At 60.9% G+C, this 23,242-nt stretch carries 15 protein-coding genes and 1 pseudogene; 11 read left to right on the top strand and 5 right to left on the bottom strand.

The window, feature by feature from the left end; translation table 11 throughout:
* Positions 1 to 14 precede the first annotated feature (14 nt).
* Positions 15 to 117 (bottom strand): annotated as a pseudogene (locus ACOZK9_RS16960) (DUF2165 family protein); the annotation flags it as partial.
* Positions 118 to 293: 176 nt separating this feature from the next.
* Between ACOZK9_RS16960 and ACOZK9_RS16955 the strand changes: the two are divergent.
* From ACOZK9_RS16955 to ACOZK9_RS16945, 3 genes are all read left to right on the top strand, one after another.
* A complete protein-coding gene (locus tag ACOZK9_RS16955) occupies positions 294 to 2,315 on the top strand; it encodes a type VI secretion system Vgr family protein (protein ID WP_421556238.1) in 2,022 nt (673 codons plus the stop codon).
* A 15-nt stretch (positions 2,316 to 2,330) separates the two neighbouring features.
* Entirely contained in the window at positions 2,331 to 3,056 is a 726-nt protein-coding gene (locus ACOZK9_RS16950; protein WP_421556237.1) for a DUF4123 domain-containing protein, read from the top strand.
* Between the two features lie 94 nt (positions 3,057 to 3,150).
* Complete coding sequence (locus tag ACOZK9_RS16945; protein ID WP_421556236.1) at positions 3,151 to 3,987, top strand: 23S rRNA (adenine(2030)-N(6))-methyltransferase RlmJ; 837 nt, start codon at positions 3,151 to 3,153, stop codon at positions 3,985 to 3,987.
* A gap of 97 nt (positions 3,988 to 4,084) precedes the next feature.
* On the opposite strand, the gene msrA is transcribed toward ACOZK9_RS16945, so the two are convergent.
* The 4 genes from msrA to aceE form a co-directional block, all read right to left on the bottom strand.
* A complete protein-coding gene (msrA, locus tag ACOZK9_RS16940; protein ID WP_058415601.1) occupies positions 4,085 to 4,732 on the bottom strand; it encodes a peptide-methionine (S)-S-oxide reductase MsrA in 648 nt (215 codons plus the stop codon).
* Between the two features lie 71 nt (positions 4,733 to 4,803).
* Complete coding sequence (locus ACOZK9_RS16935) at positions 4,804 to 7,497, bottom strand: putative bifunctional diguanylate cyclase/phosphodiesterase (RefSeq protein ID WP_058415600.1); 2,694 nt, start codon at positions 7,495 to 7,497, stop codon at positions 4,804 to 4,806.
* Positions 7,498 to 8,295: 798 nt separating this feature from the next.
* Positions 8,296 to 9,969: a dihydrolipoyllysine-residue acetyltransferase gene (gene aceF / locus ACOZK9_RS16930; RefSeq protein ID WP_421556235.1), complete on the bottom strand. Its 1,674-nt coding sequence runs from the start codon at positions 9,967 to 9,969 to the stop codon at positions 8,296 to 8,298.
* Positions 9,970 to 9,980: 11 nt separating this feature from the next.
* A complete protein-coding gene (gene aceE, locus ACOZK9_RS16925; RefSeq protein ID WP_058415426.1) occupies positions 9,981 to 12,626 on the bottom strand; it encodes a pyruvate dehydrogenase (acetyl-transferring), homodimeric type in 2,646 nt (881 codons plus the stop codon).
* Between the two features lie 382 nt (positions 12,627 to 13,008).
* On the opposite strand from aceE, the gene glnE reads away from it, so the two are divergent.
* The 8 genes from glnE to ACOZK9_RS16885 all read left to right on the top strand — a co-directional run bounded on the left by glnE (position 13,009) and on the right by ACOZK9_RS16885 (position 23,099).
* Positions 13,009 to 15,948 carry a bifunctional [glutamate--ammonia ligase]-adenylyl-L-tyrosine phosphorylase/[glutamate--ammonia-ligase] adenylyltransferase gene (glnE, locus tag ACOZK9_RS16920; protein WP_421556234.1) on the top strand — a complete coding sequence of 980 codons (2,940 nt, stop codon included), beginning with the start codon at positions 13,009 to 13,011 and terminating at the stop codon, positions 15,946 to 15,948.
* A 204-nt stretch (positions 15,949 to 16,152) separates the two neighbouring features.
* Entirely contained in the window at positions 16,153 to 17,187 is a 1,035-nt protein-coding gene (gene waaF, locus ACOZK9_RS16915) for a lipopolysaccharide heptosyltransferase II (protein ID WP_058415424.1), read from the top strand.
* A gap of 1 nt (position 17,188) precedes the next feature.
* Positions 17,189 to 18,250 (top strand): lipopolysaccharide heptosyltransferase I, encoded by a 1,062-nt coding sequence (waaC, locus tag ACOZK9_RS16910; protein ID WP_058415423.1) that lies wholly within the window; start codon positions 17,189 to 17,191, stop codon positions 18,248 to 18,250.
* Positions 18,250 to 19,374 carry a glycosyltransferase family 4 protein gene (locus ACOZK9_RS16905; protein ID WP_421556233.1) on the top strand — a complete coding sequence of 375 codons (1,125 nt, stop codon included), beginning with the start codon at positions 18,250 to 18,252 and terminating at the stop codon, positions 19,372 to 19,374. Before waaC ends, ACOZK9_RS16905 begins: the two co-directional genes overlap by 1 nt.
* Positions 19,371 to 20,177, top strand: coding sequence for a lipopolysaccharide core heptose(I) kinase RfaP (gene rfaP / locus ACOZK9_RS16900; RefSeq protein ID WP_058415421.1), 807 nt, complete (start codon positions 19,371 to 19,373; stop codon positions 20,175 to 20,177). Before ACOZK9_RS16905 ends, rfaP begins: the two co-directional genes overlap by 4 nt.
* Positions 20,177 to 20,911: a lipopolysaccharide kinase InaA family protein gene (locus tag ACOZK9_RS16895; RefSeq protein WP_058415420.1), complete on the top strand. Its 735-nt coding sequence runs from the start codon at positions 20,177 to 20,179 to the stop codon at positions 20,909 to 20,911. The genes rfaP and ACOZK9_RS16895 overlap by 1 nt, the downstream gene beginning before the upstream one ends.
* Positions 20,908 to 21,660, top strand: a complete 753-nt coding sequence (locus ACOZK9_RS16890; protein WP_058415419.1) for a lipopolysaccharide kinase InaA family protein — start codon at positions 20,908 to 20,910, stop codon at positions 21,658 to 21,660. Before ACOZK9_RS16895 ends, ACOZK9_RS16890 begins: the two co-directional genes overlap by 4 nt.
* The gene (locus tag ACOZK9_RS16885; RefSeq protein ID WP_421556232.1) at positions 21,660 to 23,099 is read left to right on the top strand and encodes a lipopolysaccharide kinase InaA family protein; all 1,440 of its coding nucleotides are present in this window, start codon (positions 21,660 to 21,662) and stop codon (positions 23,097 to 23,099) included. The genes ACOZK9_RS16890 and ACOZK9_RS16885 overlap by 1 nt, the downstream gene beginning before the upstream one ends.
* Positions 23,100 to 23,242: the final 143 nt, after the last annotated feature.

Genomic DNA, 23,242 nt, shown 5'->3' with positions numbered 1-23,242 from the left:
TTTTTGTGGCCTGTTCAGTCGGTATCCGGCTGATTAAAAAATCAGCACGCCCAGAGTCGCCATGTAGAACTTGAATGCGGTTTCCTGGCCATTCCACTGATGGGATTGCCACATCAGACGGCGAGGCGAGTAGAGGAGCCTTAACGCTAGCACGCGCACGACTGCCGCTCGACTCGGCTGAAACAAGAATTCGGCCATCAAGATGTGGGACTTTACTGATTTGCCAGCTGTGCGCCCAGATCGGCAGGCAGCGGGTGCAGAATCGGCCGCCCAGCCTCGCAGAGAAACACCGGATGTTCGCTCCTGCCAATCGAAGTGCTTTTACCCTGACCCTTGATGGGCAACCCAGTGAACTCAGGGTATTTGAGTTTACTGGCACCGAAGCCATCAGCCAGCCTTACTGTTTTGACCTTGAGTTGGTCTGCGAACAGCCCGATATCGACCTTGAAAACTTGCTGCATCGCCAGGTGTACCTGGGTTTCGATGATCAGGGCCATGGTGTTCATGGTTTGGTTGACCGAGTGGCACAAGGTGATTCCGGGCGACGTCTTACGCGCTATCAGATCAGCCTTGTGCCGCATCTGGCGTATCTGCGGCACAGCAGTCATCAACGTATTTTTCAACATCAGACGGTGCCGCAAATTGTTGCGCGCGTGTTGGTGGGGCAGGGTATCCAGAGCGACCGGTTCGAATTTCGCTTGAGCGGTAATTATGAGCAGCGCGAGTACTGCGTGCAGTTTGCGGAAACCGATTTGGCCTTCATTCACAGGCTGTGCGCCGAGCAGGGCATTCACTATCACTTTCAGCATTCGACCGAGGGGCACTTGCTGGTATTTGGCGATGACCAAACGGTGTTTGCCCAGCCCGACCAAGCCACGCCTTATACCCCGGGCTCCGGGATGGTGGCCGACACGCCGGCGATCAAGCGTTTTAGCGTGCAATTGGACACCCGCCCCACGGCGGTGAGTTTGCGCGATTACGATTTCCGTAAGCCGCGCCTGGTGCTCGAGAGTGAAGTCGCTGGCGAGCAGCTTCCAGCGCTGCAAGAACAACATTCGCCGGGCCATTTTTCTGACCGCGTGCATGGCAAGTTCCTCGCTCAGCGTCGGCTGGAGCGGCATCGCAGCGACTATCGACTGGCTCAAGGCGCGGGGGATGAGCCTGCGTTGGTCTGTGGCCGATTCCTCACGTTGACCGGGCATCCTCGCGCAGAATGGAACGACCTGTGGTTGGTGGCGCACCTCACTCACGAAGGCAAGCAGCCGCAAGTGCTTGAGGAGGCTGTAACCGAGGCTGCAGGCGGCGAGTTTAGCCAGGGTTATCGCAATAAATTTGTCGCCGCGCCGTGGGATGTGATCTTTCGCCCACCCTTGCCCGAACAGTCGCGCCCAACCCTTGCGGGCTATCAAAACGCGGTGGTGACCGGGCCTGCCGACAGCGAAATACACTGCGACGAATACGGCCGAGTCAAAGTGCAAATGGCTTGGGACCGCGCAGGTGAACATAACGAGCACTCCAGTTGCTGGTTACGCGTCGCCAGTGCCTGGGCTCATGACCGCTACGGTTCGGTACTGATTCCGCGAGTCGGCATGGAAGTGCTGGTGGGATTCGTCAATGGCGACCTCGACATGCCGCTCGTGATGGGCTGCCTGCCCAACGCGGCGACACCCTTGCCGCTGGATCTGCCGGCGGACAAGACCCGCAGCATTTTGCGCAGTCACAGCAGCCCGGGTGGTGGTGGCTACAACGAACTGCGGATTGAAGACCGCAAGGGTGCCGAAGAAATCTACCTGCGTGCCCAGCGCGATTGGACCCAGCACGTGTTGCATGACCAGCAGGTGCAGGTGGATAACCTGCGCCGGGTGACGGTGGGCGGCGAGTCGCACCATGAGCTGCAAGGCGAAGAACAGCGCATCACCCACGGCAACCGCCTCACAGAACTCAAGCAGGATGATCACTTGGTGGTCGGCGGCTCGCAACAGATGCGCGCCGGTCGCACGATTCAGATCGGTGCAGGGCAAAGCGTCGTGATTGATGCGGGCGCGACCGTAACGATTCAGGCCGGTGGGCAGTCGATCACGCTGTCGGCGGGTGGAATCTTCAGCAGCGTGCCCATCCAACTGGGCGGTGCGCCAGCGCCCGCCGCAGCGCCGTTGATGCCGGGTGTGAAAGAAAAACTGTTGGCGGTCATTCCCGCACCGTTAAGCCGGGTGCAAGTGGCCAGCCTGAAGCGCGCTGCGCCGTTCTGCGAAGAGTGTGAGCGCTGCAAGAACGGGCAGTGCGATGTCAGCGGCACGTCTGCCAATCCAACCTAAAAGGAATTTGTCCCGATGCAGTCCACCTTGTTTCCCGGCGCCTGGCTCGCACGCTACCCGTTGCAGCCCAATGAGCAGATGTTTGTGCTGCTGAGCAGTGCCAGCGATGCCCAGCCGTTGGCCGTTTGGCAAGCCATGGCCGCTGGAACGCCGCCGCAGCCAATCTGGGCAGGCACGCCCTATGCCGCGTGGAATGAAGTAATGCCCTACGTCGGCGTCATCGAGCCCGGCAGTGCTTTTCTCGACTGGATAGCCACCACCGAGTCGACGGATTGGGGCTGGCTTGCAGTCGCCTCCAGCCCGCAGGCAGCGGTGATTGCGCACCTGCAGGGGTTGACCAAGGTGTATATGCCCGATGACCAAGCGGTGTTTTTGCGTTTTTGGGATGGCGCTCAGTGGCTGCCGATGTTGCAAACGTTGGGTGATGAGGCGGGCAGGGTGTTGCCGGTGTTCCAGCGGTATTTGATCAATGGCCAGCCGCTGACGGTTGCGACTGGCCCGGTAACCGCTGCCAAAGCCAGCCCGTGGTGGCGGGTGCCTACCGCGTTATTAGCGCCTATGGCCGAGCGATCCCCGCAGGTGCTGGTCGGCAACCTGCTGCAATGGCTCGAAGAACAGCGCCCTGACCTTTACACGGCCTTCGCGGCGACGACCTTGCGGCATAAGGTCGGCTACTTCGCACGCGGCGCGGATACCCGCCCTGCCGCACTGGCCGACTACCTGGCCGGCGAGTTGAGTTGAGCTCGGCACCCGCGGCCATCAGCATTGCCCGACACGCAGCCCTGCACCTTTGCTCCGGTAGAAGGTAAACTTCGCCCCCTGCGCAGGAGCAACCATGAATTATCGTCACGCCTTTCACGCCGGCAACCATGCCGATGTCTTCAAACACCTGACTTTGACCCGCCTCATCGCCCTGATGTCGCGCAAGGAGCAGCCGTTCGCCTACCTCGACACTCACGCAGGCATTGGTCTGTATGACCTGCAGGGTGATCAGGCGAACCTCACCGGTGAATACCTCGAAGGCATCGCGCGCCTCTGGGGCGAGAACGACCTGCCGCCGCTGACCGCCGACTACCTGCGCGTGCTGCATGAGATGAACCCGGATGGCCAGTTGCGCTACTACCCCGGTTCGCCGGAACTGGCGCGCCGCCTCACGCGGCCGCAGGACCGTGTATTGCTCAATGAAAAACACCCGGAAGACGGTGTGCTGCTCAAGGACAATATGAAGGGCGACCGTCGCGTCAAAGTGCACTTGGGCGAGGGCTGGCACGTGCCGCGTGCCTTGCTGCCGGTGCCGGAAAAGCGCGCATTGATGCTGATTGATCCACCGTTTGAAAAGCTCGACGAGATGCAGCGTTGCGCGGCGTCGCTCAAGGAAGCCGTCAGCCGTATGCGCCAGACCGTGGCGGCTATCTGGTACCCGGTGAAAGACCAGCGCCTGCTGCGCCGTTTCTACCAGGACCTGGCCGGCACCGGTGCACCGAAGTTACTGCGCGTGGAATTGCTGGTGCATCCATTGGACACGCCCAACACCCTGACCGGTTCGGGCCTGGCGATTGCCAACCCGCCGTGGGGTTTGGAGGAGGAGTTGCGTGAGTTGCTGCCATGGCTGTCCAAAAAACTTGGCCAGACCCAAGGCGGGTGGCAGATGGATTGGCTCATCGCGGAATAGAAGCAGCGGCAAGTTTTAAGCGACAAGCGGCAAGCTAAAAGCCCGGCGCAACACGTGCTGCTTGTAGCTTGTAGCTTGCCGCTTAAACCTCCGATGTTCAGATCGGGCAGGTCACGCCTGTGCCGCCAATCCCGCAGTACCCCTGCGGATTTTTCGCCAGGTATTGCTGGTGGTAGGCCTCGGCGAAGAACACCGTAGGCGCCTCGGCGATTTCCGTGGTGATCTCGCCCAAGCCGGCCTTGCTCAATTGGGCTTGGTAAGTCTCGGCGCTGGCCTGCGCCGCCGCCAGTTGCTCAGGCGTGGTGGCGTAGATCACAGAACGGTATTGGGTGCCGATGTCGTTGCCCTGGCGCATGCCCTGAGTCGGGTTGTGCAGTTCCCAGAACATCTTCAACAAGTCTTCGTATTTCACTTTGGCCTGGTCATACACCACCAGCACCACTTCGCTGTGGCCGGTCAGGCCCGAGCACACTTCTTCGTACGTCGGGTTCGGGGTAAAACCGCCGGCGTAGCCGACCACGGTGCTGACCACGCCGTCGCGCTCCCAGAATTTGCGCTCTGCACCCCAGAAACACCCGAGGCCGAAAATCGCAAACCCGACGTCGTCGAGAAACGGGCCCAGCAGCGGGTTGCCGTTGACGAAATGCGTTTCCGGCAGCGTCATTGGGGTTTCACGGCCAGGCAAAGCTTGTTCTTGAGTAGGCAACACGTTTTTGTTCACCAGAATTTCCGAGCGCAAGACCATGATCAGTCCTCTCAGTCAGATTGAGTAATGTAAGAAGTCGGGCACTAGTGTGCCCCAGTGTTACAGCGCTGTCAGGCGATTGGCCCGCGAGGGTAGCGTTTAAGCTTCTCAAGCAGCTCGGAACCGGGGATCGGCCGGTCGAACAGGTAGCCCTGGCCGACGTCGCAGCGATGCCGCCGCAGGAACGCCAACTGCTCGGCGGTTTCCACACCTTCGGCCACCACTTTAAGCTTGAGATTATGCGCCATGGCAATCACTGCCGAGGTAATTTCCATGTCGTCCTGGTTATCCGGGATTTCGTGGATAAAGCTGCGATCAATCTTAATGATGTCGATGGGGAATTTTTTCAAGTAGCTCAGCGACGAGTAGCCGGTGCCGAAGTCGTCCATGGCCAGGGTCAGGCCAAAGCTCTTCAGTTGGTCAAGCTGCAGGCGCGTGTCTTCCGTGGCTTCCAGCAACAGGCCTTCGGTCAGCTCCAGTTCCAGCAGGTTGGCCGGTAGCTGCTCTTCCTTGAGGATGGTGGCGATCGAGGCCACCAGGTCAGGGTCGGAGAACTGTTTGGGCGACAGGTTGATCGCCACCTGCAAGTTGCCCAGGCCGCCGGCGCTCAACTGCTTGCTCATGCGGCAGGCCTGGCGGGCGATCCATTTGCCGATGGGAATGATCAGCCCGGTCTCTTCGGCCACGCTGATAAATTGGTCGGGGCGGATCATGCCCTTTTCCGGGTGGTTCCAGCGTAACAGCGCTTCCATGCCCAGCAAGCGACCGCTGCGCAGGCACAGCTTGGGCTGGTAGAACACGTCCAGCTCGTTCTGGGTCAGCGCCCGGCGCAGGTTGTTCTCCACGAACAGCTTGTAGCTGGCCTCGGCGTTCAGCGCTTCGGTAAACACCTGCACCTGATGTTTGCCGTTGGCTTTGGCTTTGTGCAGCGCCAAACCTGCGTTACGCATCAGGGTTTGCGGGTCGCGGCCATGCAACGGCGCGCAGGCCAGGCCCACAGAGCCGGTGACGCTGATCAATTGGTTGTCGACGAACATCGGCTTGTCGAGGGTTGCCAGTAGCTCGCTGGCGACGTGTTGGCCGCTCTCCAGGTCGGTATCGTCCAGCAACACCGCGAATTCATTACTCGCAAAGCGCGCCAGGCTGCCACTCGCACTCAAACTGTTGCGCAGGCGTCGGGCCAGGCTGATCAACAGCTTGTCGCCGGTCTGGTGGCCAAGGCTGTCGTTGATTCGCTTGAAGTTGTCGATGTCGACCAACAGCAGGCTGATCGGGCGGTCGCTGTCGCGCGCAAAACGTTCATCGAGGTTGCGGATAAACGCCGGGCGGTTGCCAAGGTTAGTCAGGTTGTCGGTGTAGGCCAGGCGCTCGATGCGTTGCTGGGCCAGCTTGGTCTGGGTGATGTCTTCGTAGATGCCGATGTAATGGGTCAACTCACGGTTGTCGCCATACACCTTGGAAATCGACAACTGGCCCCAGTAGGGTTCGAGGTTTTTACGCCGGCTCTTGAATTCACCCTGCCAACTATTGCTTTTGGCCAGGGCGGAGGGCGCGTCGAAAAGCAACTCGCTGAGGTTTTCCAGGGCCGGCAGTTGCGCCAGGCGGTGGCCATGGACTTCCTCGGCGCTGTACTGGGTGATCGCAGTAAAACTGGGGTTGACGTATTCCACCACACCGTCGCAATTGACCAACAGAAAGGCATTCGCGCTTTGTTCCACGGCGCGCTGGAACAAGTGCAGAGCGCTGGTGGCGGTGCGTCGGTTGTGGTTGTTGATGACTTGCGCGAACTGGTCCGCCAGCTCACCGGCAAAGGCGATTTCGTCGGCCTGCCACGCGCGTGGTCTGCCGCTTTGTTCCAGGCACAACACGCCGATGACCTGACCATCGACGCGGATGCTCGCGTCAAGCATCGCGTGTACATCCTTGGCGCGCAGGCTTTCGGCCATTTCCCGGGTGCGCGGATCGCGCATCGCGTGGGTGGCGTCAATTGCGCGGCTCGAATGCAGGGCTTCCAGGTAGTCCGGGAAACTGCTCGCGTCGATCGCTTCAGGCAACTGGTGCTGTTGGTCGGTGCGGTGGTACGCCGAGATCGGCACCAGGCGCTCGCCTTCGAGGTTCCAGATGCTCGCGCAATCAATCTGGTAGATGTCGCAGGCGCTGCGGGTGATCAGCTCTGCGGCTTCCTGCAGCGAGTTCGGCGTGGTGTAGCGCTGGCGCGCCAGCAGCAGAATCAGCTCCTGTTGGGCACGCACGCGCTCCAGGTGCTGCAACTGTTCCAGTTGCGCGCGCTGGTTGAGTTCCAAAGCGATCTGCAAGCGGCTGTTCTGGTTTTCGAGGTCGGCCGTAGGGGCCGCTGCGGGGATTTCACTGAACAGCCCGTCGACAACCATCAGGTAGCCGCGCAGCAGGTGACGGTTGTGTTGTTTGTAGGCCTCGCCCATTTCCAGCAGGCTCAACGGGCCGTCGCTGGTGTGCAGGGTGTAGCGCACCAGGTAATGCGGGCTCTGGGTCAGTTGTTGCTGGATGGTGTCGTGCAACTGATAGCGCGCTTGGGGCTCCATCAGGCTGGCGTAGGGCGTACCGACCAGGGCGCACAGTTCAACTGCGGACAGGCCAAATTGGCGCTCGCAATTGGGGTCGAGGTACAGCAGCGCCCAGCTTGCCTCATTAAGCCGCTCGAAACGCAGCATACCGAGGCGCGAGGGCACCGGTAACTGCGTCACTACCTCGGCCGCCATTCGGGCGACATCGGGCTGGCTTTTCATGGGGGAAACTCGCTTGGGAAAATGCGCACGGCGCCGGGCTCACGCCCTCTTTACTGTCGCCTGCGGCAAGGTTGCATCATGCAGCACGGACTGACAAGAGAGGATGAAGGCTAAGTGCTATATGGTTGTTATCGGCCGTGAGGGCAGTTTCTGCAATTGAGGTGATGGGTGGCGTATTGACGCAGGTGCAAAATCGTATCGGATTTGGCTTTCTGTGGGAGGGCTTCACTGCATCTTTGATGTGGCGCTGTCGCGCAGCAAAGTGGCTCGGGCGGCCATCGTGGTTAACGGGGCGCTTCTCAGATCAAAAGCGAGAGCACGGCGGCCTGAAAGCCGACCTGAGTGGTTGAAGCAGATCAAAGGCAGTTTTGCATCACAGTAGGTCTGCTTTTTTTGCTTTCTGTGGGAGGGGGCTTGCTCCCGATAGCAGTTTTACAGTTGATACATGAATTGACTGACCCACCGCCATCGGGAGCAAGCCCCCTCCCACAGTTTGGCCGAGTTCGGCTTGGGGATTGGGCCGGCTTTCGGGCCTTTCAAAAGTGACTCGCTGTAAGAGAGGAGCCGATATAGGCCCTAACCTCAAAACGGATATGCACTCAAAACCAAAGCCCCAACCTGGATAAATTTTAATAGCAAAAACAATAGGTTATTTCTAGTTTGATAGGGGCGAGTTCGGCTTGTGAGATTAATTCGGGGCAAAAAAAGCCCCGCCAATTGACGGGGTTGAGGTACGAGCGTGGCGCTCGAAAATCGGTGCAGCCAAGCCTCCCCATTGCGGGGGAGGCCGCTGGCTGATTACAGCAGGATAGTGCGGATATCGTTCAACAGTTGGCTCAGACGCTGCGTAAAGCGAGCCGCAGCGGCGCCGTTGATCACGCGGTGATCGTAAGACAACGACAGCGGCAGCATCAGCTTCGGCTGGAACGCTTTACCGTCCCACACAGGCTGGATAGTGGCCTTGGAAACACCCAGGATCGCCACTTCCGGCGCGTTGACGATTGGCGTAAAGCCAGTGCCGCCAATGTGCCCGAGGCTGGAGATGGTGAAGCACGCGCCTTGCATGTCGTCGGCGGTGAGCTTCTTGTCGCGGGCCTTGGCAGCCAGCGCAGCCGCTTCGGCAGCCAGTTGCAGCAGGCTTTTTTGGTCGACGTTCTTGATCACCGGCACCAGCAGGCCATCCGGCGTATCGACTGCGAAACCTACGTTCACGTATTTCTTGCGGATGATCGCTTTGCCGCTTGGCGCCAGCGAGCTGTTGAAGTCCGGCAGCTCCTTGAGCAGGTGCGCACAGGCCTTGAGCAGCAGTGGCAACACGGTCAGTTTCACACCGGCCTTTTCGGCCACGCCTTTCTGCGCAACGCGGAAAGCTTCCAGGTCGGTAATGTCGGCCTGGTCGAACTGAGTCACGTGCGGGATGTTCAGCCAGCTGCGGTGCAGGCTCGACGCGCCGATTTGCATCAGGCGGGTCATCGGCACTTCTTCGGTTTCGCCGAAGCGGCTGAAGTCCACCACCGGGATCGGCGGAATGCCCGAACCACCGGTGGCAGCGCCGGCAGCCGGAGCTTCCTTGGCCTTCTGCATCATGGATTTGACGTAAACCTGCACGTCTTCCTTCAGCACACGACCGTGAGGGCCAGTGGCCGACACAGCGTTCAGCTCAACCCCGAACTCACGCGCCAGTTGGCGTACGGCAGGGCCAGCGTGAACCTTGGCGCCGCTTGGCGCAGGTGCGGCAGCCGCCGGGGCCGGTGCAGCCTCAGCTTTTGCAGCCGGTGCCGCAGCGGCGGCAGGTGCCGGTGCCGGTGCCGGTGCCGGTGCAGCTTCAGCTTTGGCCGCCGGCGCAGCAGCGGCCGCAGCGGGTGCCGCAGCAGGCGCAGCGCCTTGTACTTTGAGCTTGAGGATGAAGTCGCCAGTGCCGACTTCGTCTTCCAGCTTGACCGCGATGCTTTCCACAACGCCGGCAGCCGGCGACGGGATTTCCATGGAGGCCTTGTCGGACTCCAGGGTGATCAGCGATTGGTCGGCTTCGACGGTGTCGCCGACTTTGACCAGCAGCTCAATGATCTTGGCCTTGCCCGACGAGCCGATGTCCGGAACATGAATGTCCTGAACGCTGGCGGCGGCGGCAGCCGGAGCGGCCGCCTCGGCCGCTGGGGCCTCGGCAGGCTTTTCAGCAGGTTTTTCTGCTGGCGCTGCAGCGCCGGCAGGCGCTGCCGCAGGGGCCGCATCAGCGGCGCCTTCGATTTCCAGCTCAAGCAGTTCGTCGCCTTCTTTCAGGCGGTCGCCCAGCTTGACTTTAAGGCTCTTGACCACGCCGGCCTTGGGAGCAGGGATTTCCATGCTCGCCTTGTCCGATTCCAGGGTCAGGATGCTCTGGTCGGCTTCGACGGTGTCGCCGACCTTCACAAACAGCTCGATTACTTCACCTTCACCGCTGCCGATGTCAGGTACGCGAATGAGTTCGCTCACAAAAAATCTCCTCAGCAGTCCAGTGGGTTGCGTTTTTCCGGGTTGATCCCGAACTTGACGATGGCGTCAGCCACCACCTTGGGTTCGATCTCACCACGGTCAGCCAAGGCTTCCAGGGCTGCCAACACCACGAAGTGACGGTCGACTTCGAAGAAGTGACGCAGCTTCTTGCGGCTGTCACTGCGGCCGAAACCGTCGGTGCCCAGGACTTTGAATTCCTTGGACGGGACCCACTGGCGAATTTGTTCAGCAAACAGCTTCATGTAGTCGGTGGACGCGATAACCGGACCTTTACGGCCGTTCAGGCATTCTTCGACGTAGCTCAGTGCAGGCTTCTGGCCAGGGTGCAGGCGGTTGTTGCGCTCTACGGCCAGGCCATCGCGACGCAGTTCGTTGAAGCTGGTAACGCTCCATACGTCAGCGCCGACGTTGAACTCGTCACGCAGGATCTTCGCCGCTTCACGCACTTCACGCAGGATGGTGCCGGAGCCCATCAGTTGTACGTGGTGCGCCGCTTCCTTGGTGTCTTCTTCGAGCAGGTACATGCCCTTGATGATGCCTTCTTCAACACCGGCCGGCATGGCTGGCTGCTGGTAAGACTCGTTCATCACGGTGATGTAATAGAAAATGTCCTGTTGCTCTTCGGTCATCTTCTTCATGCCGTCCTGAATGATCACCGCCAGCTCGTAGCCGTAGGTTGGATCAAAGGTGCGGCAGTTCGGGATAGTCGCAGCCAGGATGTGGCTGTGACCGTCTTCGTGTTGCAGGCCTTCGCCGTTCAGCGTGGTACGGCCGGCGGTGCCGCCGATCAGGAAGCCACGGGTACGGCTGTCGCCCGCTGCCCACGCCAGGTCACCGATACGCTGGAAACCGAACATCGAGTAGAAGATGTAGAACGGCAGCATCGGCTGGTTGTGGCTGGAGTACGAAGTACCGGCAGCGATGAAGGAGCTCATGGCGCCCGCTTCGTTGATGCCTTCTTCGAGGATCTGGCCCTTCTTGTCTTCCTTGTAGAACATCACCTGGTCTTTATCGACTGGCTCGTAGAGCTGGCCGACGGAGGAGTAGATGCCCAACTGACGGAACATGCCTTCCATACCGAAGGTACGCGCTTCGTCCGGGATGATCGGGACGATACGCGAGCCGATTTCCTTGTCCTTGACCAATTGCGCGAGGATGCGCACGAAGGCCATGGTGGTGGAAATCTCACGGTCGCCCGAGCCGTCCAGGATAGCCTTGAGGGTATCGAGTGGCGGCGTCGGGATGTTGAAGCTTTTAGCGCGGCGCTGTGGCACGAAACCGCCCAGCGCGGTGCGGCGTTCGCTCAGGTAACGCGCTTCGGCGCTGTTTGGCTCTGGCTTGAAGAACGGCAGGTTCTCCAGCTCTTCATCCTTGACCGGGATGTCGAAGCGATCACGGAACAACTTCAGGCTGTCGACATCGACTTTCTTGGTGTTGTGCGCAGTGTTTTTCGCTTCGCCGGCACCGGTGCCATAACCTTTGATGGTTTTGGCCAGGATGACGGTCGGTTGTTCTTTGTGGTTGACCGCTTGGTGGTACGCCGCATACACCTTGTACGGGTCGTGGCCGCCACGGTTGAGTTTCCAGATCTCGTCGTCGGACAAGTCTGCAACCATCGCCTTGAGTTCCGGCGTGTTGAAGAAGTGTTCACGCACGAACGCACCGTCTTTGGCCTTGTAGTTCTGGTACTCGCCGTCGATGACTTCGTCCATCCGACGTTGCAGGATACCGTCGACGTCTTTGGCCAGCAGTGGGTCCCAGAAACGCCCCCAGATAACTTTGGTCACGTTCCAGTGGGCACCACGGAACACGCCTTCGAGTTCCTGGATGATCTTGCCGTTGCCGCGAACCGGGCCGTCGAGGCGCTGCAGGTTGCAGTTGATGACGAAGATCAGGTTGTCGAGCTTCTCGCGGCCGGCCAGGGAGATGGCGCCCAGCGATTCCGGCTCGTCACACTCGCCGTCACCCAGGAAGCACCAAACCTTCTGCTTGCCTTCCGGGATGAAGCCACGCGCTTCCAGGTACTTCATGAAACGTGCCTGGTAGATCGCCTGGATCGGGCCAAGGCCCATCGACACAGTCGGGAACTGCCAGAAGTCCGGCATCAGCCAAGGGTGCGGGTAGGACGACAGGCCGCCACCGTCGACTTCCTGACGGAAGTTGTTCATCTGGTCTTCGCTGATGCGGCCTTCCATGAACGCACGGGCGTAAACGCCTGGCGAGGTGTGGCCCTGGAAGTAGATGAGGTCGCCGCCGTGTTCTTCGGTCGGGGCCTGGAAGAAGTAGTTGAAGCCGATGTCATACAGGGTTGCGCTGGAAGCGAAGCTGGAGATGTGACCGCCCAGGTCCGAATCTTTCAAGTTCGTGCGCATTACCATCGCCATGGCGTTCCAACGTACCAGCGAGCGAATGCGGCGTTCCATGAACAGGTCGCCAGGCATGCGTGCTTCGTGGGTAACGGGGATGGTGTTGCGGTATGGCGTAGTGATGGCGTAAGGCAGTTGCGAGCCGCTGCGGGTCGCGAGTTCGCCCATACGGGTCATCAGGTAGTGAGCACGGTCTTCGCCTTCTTTGTCGAGAACCGATTCCAGGGCGTCCAGCCATTCCTGGGTTTCGACGGGATCGAGGTCTTGCATGGCTTGCTCCAGGGCGGAAAGGCTACCAGAATCGGCTGCCTGAGTTTGCGACTGGCCTTGTGGGCAGACGACATAAATTCTTGGATGGCCGAAGGTTGCTTCGGCGTCCTGTAGTTTTACTACAAATCGTCGGCCATTTCAGCCTTTCGAATGTATATACGAGTAGTAAAACTACACAAGACTGAGCGTATGGCTCGGTCTGGCTGGTGAGCATAATCGTTATTGTTGATCTTTTGCGAACAAGAAAAGGTGAAAGTTTGATGTTGCCTGCCAAGATTAATTTAATTTCAGCTATTTATAACCTTTGTTCGACAGTCCATCACCGCGCGAGGGTCTTGCGCTCACCGCCACAAGCCATTTACGCGCCGATCAAGGATAGACCATGAGCCTTCCAACACTGGCCGAATTACCGGCCATTTTAGTGCCTTTCGCGACGCGAGCCGAGCAGTCATTACGGGAAGCGGTGGCCGCGCTGGACGACGATCATGGCCTTTCTGCGTGGACGCCGCAACGCTGGGCCGATTTTGCGCGTGTGTGCGCCGCCAGTGATTTTGTGATTGAACAGAGCCTGCGTGACCCTGTGATGTTGCTTGAACTGGTGGCCTGGGGCGAGCTGGACCGTGGCTTCGCGCCCGGCGAGCTGTGTGGGCAGATCGCTGGCGCCGTGCAACAAGCTGAAACAGAAGATGAGTTGGGCCGCGTGCTGCGTCGCCAGCGCACGCGCCAACAGGTGCGCATTATCTGGCGCGACCTGACGCGCCAGGCCGACCTGGTGCAAACCTGCCGCGACCTCTCCGACATGGCCGATGCCAGCATCGACCAGGCTTATCAATGGCTGTACCAACGCCATTGCGCGCAATTCGGCACGCCCACCGGTCGGCGCAGCGGTGAAGCGCAGCACATGGTCATCCTCGGCATGGGCAAGCTCGGCGCGGTGGAGCTGAACCTGTCATCGGATATTGACCTGATCTTCGCCTACCCCGAGGGCGGCGACACGGTGGGCGTGAAGCGCGCGCTGGACAACCAGGAATTTTTCATCCGCCTTGGTCAAAAATTGATCAAGGCGCTCGACCCGATGACCGTCGACGGGTTCGTGTTCCGCGTTGACATGCGCCTGCGCCCGTATGGTTCGGCGGGTGCGCTGGTGCTGAGCTTTAACGCGCTGGAGCAGTATTACCAGGACCAGGGCCGTGACTGGGAACGCTACGCGATGATCAAGGCGCGGGTTGTGGCGGGCGACCAAGTGGCGGGCGCGCAACTGCTCGACATGCTGCGCCCGTTTGTGTATCGCCGTTACCTGGACTTTTCCGCCATCGAAGCGCTGCGCACCATGAAGCAGTTGATTCAGCAAGAAGTGCGGCGCAAAGGCATGGCCGAGAACATCAAGTTGGGCTCGGGCGGCATTCGTGAAGTGGAATTTATCGCCCAGGCGTTCCAGCTGATTCACGGCGGGCGCGACCTCAGCCTGCAACAGCGGCCTCTGCTCAAGGTGCTGGGCATGCTCGAAGGCCAAGGGTATTTGCCGCCGGCGGTGATCGCCGAGTTGCGCAATGGCTATGAATTTTTGCGTTACACCGAACACGCGATCCAGGCGATTGCCGACCGGCAGACGCAAATGCTCCCGGATGGCCCCGAAGACCAGGCGCGTATCGCGTTTATGCTGGGTTTCGCCGACTGGGCCGCCTTCCACGAGCGGCTGATGTACTGGCGCGGCCGGGTGGACTGGCACTTCCGTCAGGTGATCGCAGACCCTGATGAAGAAGAGGGCGAAGAAAGCGAAATGGTTGTCGGCGGTGAATGGTTGCCGCTGTGGGAAGAGTCGCAAGACGAAGACGCTGCCTGCCGCCAATTGGCCGAAGGGGGCTTCAGCGATGCCGCCAAAGCGCTCAAAGCCCTGGCCGGCCTGCGCGGTAGCCCGCAATTGCGCGCCATGCAGCGCTTGGGTCGCGAGCGGCTGGATGCGTTTATTCCGCGCCTGCTGGCCCAGGCCGTCGAGCACGCCAACCCGGATCTGGTGTTGGAGCGCGTACTGCCACTGGTCGAAGCCGTGGCCCGCCGTTCCGCCTACTTGGTGCTGCTTACCGAAAACCCCGATGCCCTGCGCCGCTTGCTGACCTTGTGCGCCGCCAGCCCATGGATCGCTGAGCAGATCACGCGTTTCCCGCTGTTGCTTGATGAACTGCTCAACGAAGGCCGCCTGTTCAAGCCGCCGTTGGCGCCGGAACTTGCCGCCGAGCTGCGCGAACGCCTGACGCGCATCCCCGAGGATGACCTTGAGCAGCAAATGGAAGCGCTGCGCCACTTCAAACTGGCCCACCGCCTGCGCGTCGCTGCGTCGGAAATCGCTGGCAGCCTGCCGCTGATGAAGGTCAGCGACTACCTGACCTGGCTCGCCGAGGCCATCCTCGAACAAGTGCTGGCCCTGGCCTGGCGCCAGACGGTGGCCCGCCACGGCTCGCCGCAACGGCTGGACGGTACTGTGTGCAACCCGGGTTTTGTGATTGTCGGGTATGGCAAAGTCGGCGGCATCGAACTGGGGCATGGTTCCGACCTGGACCTGGTGTTTATCCATGACGGTGACCCGCAGGCCGAAACCGACGGCGCCAAGCCGATCGACGGCGCGCAGTTCTTCACGCGCCTCGGCCAGCGCATCATTCACCTGCTGACCACCCAGACCAACTCCGGCCAGTTATATGAAGTGGACATGCGCCTGCGACCTTCCGGCGCCTCGGGCCTGTTGGTGAGTTCGCTGGGTGCATTTGCCCGCTATCAAGAAAATGAAGCCTGGACCTGGGAACATCAGGCCCTGATCCGTGCGCGGGTGCTGGTGGGCAGCCAGGATGTGGGCCATGCGTTCGAGCAGGTGCGCGCCAAAGTGCTTGGGCGCACGCGCGACTTGGCGAAGCTGCGCCAGGAGGTCAGCGAGATGCGCGCCAAGATGCGCGACAACCTCGGCACCAAGAGCACAGCGGCGGGCACCTCGGCGAATGCCTTCGCAGCCACGGCCGTGTTCGACCTCAAGCAGGACGCCGGAGGTATCGTCGATATTGAATTTATGGTGCAATACGCGGCTTTGGCATGGTCTGCGCAACATCCATCGTTGCTGCGCTACACCGACAATATCCGCATTTTGGAAGGTTTGGAGCAGGTCGGGCTGATGCCCGCCGCCGATGCTCATCTGCTGCGCGAAGTGTATAAAGCGTACCGTTCCGCCGCGCACCGCCAGGCCTTGCAAAACGAGGCCGGCACGGTTGCAGGGGACCAGTTCGCCGACGAACGGCGTCAAGTGATGCGAATCTGGAATGAACTGGGTTTAAGCTGAAACCCGATGAATTGAGCGATGCCAATCTAATGTGGAAACCGGCTTTATGTGGGAGCGGGCTTGCCCGCGATGCAGACGCTTCGGTGTATCAGGTATACCGAGGCGATGCTATCGCAGGCAAGCCAGCTCCCACAAAAAGCGCGATCCGCAGTAATTATCGAGGCGGGGAGGCGTAAGCCTCCCCGCATCGTTTGTGGAAACTACATGAATATTTTGATTGTTGGGCCCAGTTGGGTCGGTGACATGGTGATGGCGCAGACACTGTTCCAGTGCCTGAAACAGCGTCATCCCGACTGCCAAATCGACGTGCTCGCCCCCGAGTGGAGCCGGCCGATCCTTGAGCGCATGCCGCAAGTGCGCAAGGCCTTGAGCTTTCCGCTCGGCCACGGCGCGCTTGAGCTGGCGACCCGTCGTCGCATCGGCAAATCCCTGGCTGGCGAATACGATCAGGCTATTCTGCTGCCCAACTCGCTCAAGTCGGCGTTGGTGCCGTTTTTTGCCGGTATCCCCAAACGCACCGGCTGGCGCGGCGAGTTTCGCTACGTGTTGCTCAACGACGTGCGCACGCTCGACAAGGCGCGTTACCCGCTGATGATCGAACGTTTCATGGCGCTGGCCTACGAGCCGGGCGCCGAGTTGCCGACGCCGTACCCACGGCCGAGCCTGCAAATCGACCCGGTAACGCGTGACGCGGCGCTGGCCAAGTTCGGCCTGGTGCTCGACCGGCCGGTGCTGGCGCTGTGCCCCGGTGCGGAGTTTGGCGAGTCCAAGCGCTGGCCGTCGGAGCATTACGCCAAAGTCGCCGAGATGAAGATCCGCGAAGGCTGGCAGGTCTGGTTGTTCGGCTCGAAAAACGATCACTCGGTGGGTGAAGACATCCGCCAGCGCCTGATTCCCGGGCTGCGCGAAGAGGCGGTGAACCTCAGTGGCGACACCTCGCTGGCCGAGGCCATCGACTTGTTGTCCTGCGCCGACTCGGTGGTGTCCAACGACTCCGGCCTGATGCACGTGGCGGCGGCGTTGAATCGCCCGCTGGTGGCGGTGTACGGCTCGACCTCGCCAGGCTTTACGCCACCCTTGGCCGACAAGGTTGAAGTGGTGCGCCTGGGCCTCGATTGCAGCCCGTGTTTTGACCGCACGTGCCGTTTCGGCCACTACAATTGCCTGCGCCAGTTGCTGCCGCAACCGGTCAGCGACGCCTTGCAGCGGTTGCAGGGCTCCGTGGTCGAGGTCCGTTAGTTTGCGCGTACTGGTCGTCAAAACCTCATCCCTGGGCGATGTGATTCACGCCCTGCCTGCACTCACCGACGCGGCGCGCGCGATCCCCGGTATTCGCTTTGATTGGGTGGTGGAAGAAGGCTTTGCCGAAATTCCCACCTGGCACCCGGCGGTAGACAAGGTGATTCCGGTGGCGATTCGCCGCTGGCGCAAAAACCTCTGGCAGACCTTCAAAAGCGGCGAATGGCGACGCTTCAAGCAGCTTATCCAGTCGACCAAATACGACTTGGTGATCGACGCGCAAGGCCTGCTGAAAAGCGCCTGGCTGACACGCTATGTGCGTGCGCCGGTGGCGGGGTTTGATAAAAATTCGGCCCGCGAGCCGATTGCCGCGCGCTTCTACTCGCGGCGCCTGGCGGTTGCGCGTGGGCAGCATGCGGTCGAGCGTTTGCGTCAGCTATTCGCGGTTGCGCTGGGCTATGACTTGCCCAAAGGCCTCGGCGATTACGGCCTGAGCGTCGACAAACTGCTGGGCCTGCCGCCTGAAAAACCGTTTGTGCTGCTGCTGCACGGCACCACGTGGGACACCAAGCACTGGCCCGAAGCCTACTGGCGCGAGTTGGCTGAGCGCATGGGTCGCCTGGGCGTGGAGGTGAAGCTGCCTTGGGGCAACGCCGACGAAAAAGCCCGCGCGCAACGCTTGGCCCACGGCTTGCCGCACGCCGAAGTGCTGCCCAAGCTGAACCTGGCTGGAATGGCGCGTGTGCTGGCCGGCGCGCGTGCCTGCGTGGCGGTCGACACTGGCCTCGGGCACTTGGCCGCCGCGCTGGATGTGCCGACCATTTCGCTGTTCGGCCCCACCAACCCCGGCCTTACCGGCGCCTACGGCAAGGGTCAGATTCACTTGGCCAGCGACTTCCCCTGCGCGCCGTGCCTGCAAAAACACTGTACTTATCAACCCACAGCCGACGATGTGCGTCGGTTCGACATCAAACGCGAGTCGCCCCTGTGCTTCACGCGCCTGAACCCTGAGCGTGTGGCAAGCCGGCTGAGCACGTTGTTACTGGCTGAGGAGCTGCACTGATGCAACTGGCTTTTGTTCTGTACAAATACTTCCCCTTCGGTGGCCTGCAGCGCGACTTCATGCGCATCGCGCTGGAGTGCCAGCAACGCGGCCACACGATTCGTGTCTACACGCTGATTTGGGAAGGCGATATTCCGCCCGGTTTCGAAGTGCTGGTGGCGCCGGTCAAGGCGTTCTTCAATCACCGACGCAACGAGAAACTCAGTGCGTGGATGGCCGCTGACTTGGCCAAGCGCCCGGTGGATCGCCTGATCGGCTTTAACAAAATGCCTGGCCTGGACGTTTACTACGCCGCTGATGGCTGTTTTGAAGACAAGGCGCAGAACCTGCGCCATTCGCTTTACAAAAGCTTTGGCCGCTACAAGCACTTTGCCGAGTACGAGCGTGCGGTGTTCGCCAAAGATGCCAAGACCGAAGTCTTGATGATCTCTGAAGTGCAGCAACCGCTGTTTATCAAGCATTACGACACCCCGCTGGAGCGCTTCCACCTGCTGCCACCGGGCATTGCCCACGACCGTCGCGCGCCGCCGGATGCCGCCGCGATTCGGCAAGGGTTTCGCAAGGAATTCAACCTGGCTGACGACGACCTGCTGCTGGTGCAGATCGGCTCCGGCTTCAAGACCAAGGGCGTCGATCGCAGCCTCAAGGCCGTGGCCGCGTTACCGGCAGAACTTAAAAAACGCACGCGCCTGTTTGTGATTGGCCAGGACGACCCCAAGGTCTTCCAACTGCAAAGCGCCACATTGGGGCTGGGCGATAACGTGCAGTTCCTCAAGGGCCGCAGCGATATTCCGCGTTTCCTGCTGGGCGCCGACCTGTTGATTCACCCGGCGTACAACGAAAACACCGGCACCGTGTTGCTCGAAGCCCTGGTGGCCGGTTTGCCGGTGCTGGTTTCGGCCGTTTGCGGTTACGCGCATTACATCGCCGAAGCGGACAGCGGCCTGGTGCTGGATGAGCCGTTTGAACAAACACAGCTCAATCAGCACCTGACAAACATGCTCACCGACACTGCACAGCGCGCGGCCTGGGGCCGCAATGGGTTGGCCTTCGCCGAGACGGCCGACCTCTACAGCATGCCGCAGCACGCTGCGGATGTGATTCTGGCGGAGCCAAAACGATGAAGTTGATTCTTGCCGAACCGTTCAAGACCTTATGGGCCGGGCGTGATGCCTTCGCCGAAGTCGAAAAACTGCAAGGCCAGGTATTTCGCGAGCTGGCGGCGCGGCGCACGTTGCGCACCGAAGTCGACGGCCGCGCGTATTTCGTCAAAATCCACCGCGGCATCGGTTGGGCGGAAATCCTCAAGAACCTGATCACCGCCAAGTTGCCGGTGCTCGGTGCCGGCCTGGAATGGGATGCCATTCACCGCTTGCAGGAACTCGGCGTGCCGACCATGACTGGCGTGGCCTTTGGCGAAAAAGGCAACAACCCGGCCGACCAGCATTCGTTCATCATCACCGAGGAACTGGCGCCGACCATCAGCCTCGAAGACCTCAGCGTCAATTGGGCCGCGCAGCCGCCTGCACCGGCCTTGCGCCTGGCGCTGACGGCTGAGCTGGCGCGCATGGTCGGCGATATGCACCGTGGCGGTGTGAACCACCGCGACTGCTACCTTTGCCACTTCCTGCTCGACACTGCCAAGCCGATCGACGCGCGCGACATCAAGTTGTCGGTGATTGACCTGCATCGCGCCCAATTGCGTGCCCATCTGCCGCTGCGCTGGCGCGACAAAGACTTGTCTGCGCTGTACTACTCGGCGCTGGACATCGGCCTGACCCAGCGTGACAAGTTGCGCTTTCTCAAAGGTTATTTCCGCCAGCCACTGCGCCAGATTCTCGCCGAGCAATCGGCGTCGCTGAGCCTGATGCAGCGTAAAGCCGACAAGCTGTACGCGCGCAAACAGCGGCTAGGGGATGCGATCTGATGGCGGGTTGGAACCTGGAACCTGCGTATGCCGCGCTGGCGGATGACTTTGGCAGCCTTGATGCGGTGTTTGCGCTGCAAGGCGAGCGCCTGACCCGCGACCCCTTGTCAGAAGTGATTCGGGTGGAGCGCGCGGGCGTCAATTACTACGTCAAACGCTACGTCGGTGCCGGCAAAGGCCTGCGCCGCTACTTGGGCAAGCCGCGGGTCAAGTCCGAGTGGCAGAACCTCAAGCGTTTCGCCAAATGGGGCATTCCCACCGCCGACGTGGTGGCCTGGGGCCTGGAGCGCAAAGGGCTGGCCTACGACCGTGGCGCGATGATCACCCGCGAGCTGCCCAAAACCGAAGACCTGTCGGCGCTGGCCGAGCGTGACGATGCGCGATTGGACGACCCGCAGTGGGTCAATGTGATCAGCCGTCAGCTCGCTGAATACACGCGCACCATGCACGAGAACCACTTCACGCATAACGACTTGAAGTGGCGCAACCTGTTGGTCGACGACCAGCGCACGCTGTATTTGATCGATTGCCCCAACGGTGCTTTTTGGCGCGGCTTCTGGCTCAAATACCGGATCACCAAGGACCTGGCCTGCCTGGACAAGGTGGCCAAGTATCAGTTGACGGCCACCCAGCGCTTGCGCTTTTACCTGCAATACCGCCAACGCTCGCACCTGACGGCGTCGGATAAACAGCGAATTCGCCACGTGGTGAAGTTTTTTGAGGGGCGCGAATGAGTGATTTCCTGGCGGCCGAAGACCGCGCTCTGTTGGAGCGCCATGGCCTCGCAACCTTCGACGCCTTGTGGGCCAGGCAACTGGACGCGGTGGATGAGCCCAATACCAGCGATGGTGGCTGGAGCAGCGTGTTTCGCCTGGTGCTTGAAGGCCAGGGTTACTACCTCAAGCGCCAGAGCAACTACCTGACGCGCACGCTGCACTCGCCCTTTGGCGAGCCGAGTTTTGCCCGCGAGTTTCGCAACATCAGCCGCTACCAAAAGCTTGGTATTCCGGCATTGCAGGCCGCGTTTTTCGGCGAGCGCAAGGTTAAGGGCGAGCGCCGCGCGATGTTGCTGACCCGCGCGCTGGACGGTTGGAACGACCTGGATTCGCTGCTGGAGCGCTGGTCGCAACTGAGCGACGCCCAGCACCGCGCGATCCTTAAAGCTTGCGGCGAGCTGGCTCGTCAGCTGCACAGCGTGGGTCAAGTGCATGGCTGTTTTTACCCCAAGCATATTTTCCTGCAGGCCGCCGGTGACGGTTATGCCGCGCAGTTGATTGACCTGGAAAAAACCCGCCCGCTGTTGTTCGGCTGGCGTGATCGGGTCAAGGACCTGGAGCCACTGTTGCGCCGTGCGCCGCAATGGACACACGCGCACGTGCGCCAGTTGCTGGCAGCCTACCTGCAACAACCCGAGGACAGCGCGCTGGTCGACGCCTGGCTCAAACGCCTGACCGCGCGTCGCAGCCACAAGGAGAGCCGTTGATGCGTTTGTCCGAGCTGAAAACCGCCGGTCGCGCGCCCAGCTTGCCGCTGACCGTCGAACTGGCGGACGCCGCAGGCCCAGGGCAGTTGCAACTGCTCAGCCTGCTGCGCGTGTTGCCGGGCGAGCGCTACGTGGGCGCCGCCATCTGGCGCGGTCGCCCGGTGCTGGCCAAGTTGTTGGTGGGCAGCAAAGCGGCACGGCATTTTCAACGCGAACGCAACGGCGTGCGCCTGCTGGCGGAACAGGGCCTGACCACGCCGCTGCTGCTTGCCGATGGCTTGCAGGAAGGCGAGGGCGGCTGGCTGCTGTTTGAGTTTATTGAGGGCGCTGAAAGTCTGGCCGATGCCTGGAATGCGGTCGAAGGGTTGCCGCCGCTGGCCGACGAACAAACCGCCGTACTCGCCGAGGCGTTGGCGGCGATTGCCCAGATGCACGCCAAAGGGCTGTGGCAGGAAGACCTGCACCTCGACAACCTGCTGCGCCAGGACGGCACGCTGTACCTGATTGACGGTGCCGGCATTCGTGTTGAAGTGGCGGGCAAGCCGCTGTCGCGCAACCGTGTACTGGAAAACCTCGGGGTGTTTTTTGCTCAGTTACCGAAGAACCTCGAGCCGTTTACCGAAGAACTGCTGGTGTATTACCTGCTGAGCAACGGCGAACACGCGTTGCCGCTGCAAGCGCTGGAACAGCAAGTGCGCAAGGTCAGCGCTTGGCGCTTGAAGGACTTTTTGAACAAGGTCGGCCGTGAGTGCACGCTGTTCAGCGTGGTACGCGGCGCCTTTGCATTGCGTGCGATTCGCCGTGAGGAAGAACCCGCAATGCTGCCCGTGCTGGAGCAGGCTGATGCGTTGCTGGATCAGGGCCATCTGTATAAAACCGGTGGCGCGGCGAGTGTCGGCAAGGTCGAGGTGGCCGGTCGGGCGCTGGTGATCAAGCGATACAACATCAAGGGCGTTGCGCATTGGTTCAAGCGTTTCTGGCGGCCTAGCCGTGCCTGGCATTCGTGGCGTGAAGGTAATCGCCTGGCGTTTCTGGGGATTGCGACGCCCAAGCCGCTTGCGGTGTTGGAACAACGCTTTTTCTGGCTGCGGGGTCGGGCTTATCTGGTGACCGAGTTTTTGCCGGGGCCGGATATTATCGAGCGCTTTGCGCCGTATGTTGAGAACGGTGATGCGCCGGAAGACGAGCTGGTAGCGCTGGATCGCTTGTTTGCCGAGCTGATTCGCGAGCGCATCAGCCATGGCGACCTTAAGGGCCATAACGTGTTTTGGGCTGGGGACCGCTGGGCGCTGATCGACCTGGATGCGATGTGTCAGCACGCCTCGGTCGGCAGTTTTGCGCCAGCATTTGCCAAGGATCGTGCGCGGTTTATGCGTAATTGGCCGGAAACCAGCGGGTTGTACCGGTTGATTGATCAGCGCTTGCCTCGGGTGCTTTGACCCGGCGCCTGAACTCGGTCAACGGTGGGAGGGGGGGGGGGGGGGGGGGGGGGGGGGGGGGGGGGGGGGGGGGGGGGGGGGGGAGGATAGTTTAAAAAGAAAAGAAAGGAGAAAAAAACGAGACAACAACAAAGAACAAAAAA

Origin of the sequence: Pseudomonas kitaguniensis (assembly GCF_049199985.1) — a bacterium.
GTDB classification, from domain to species: domain Bacteria; phylum Pseudomonadota; class Gammaproteobacteria; order Pseudomonadales; family Pseudomonadaceae; genus Aquipseudomonas; species Aquipseudomonas kitaguniensis.
This window is presented reverse-complemented; position numbering and strand designations above follow the sequence as displayed.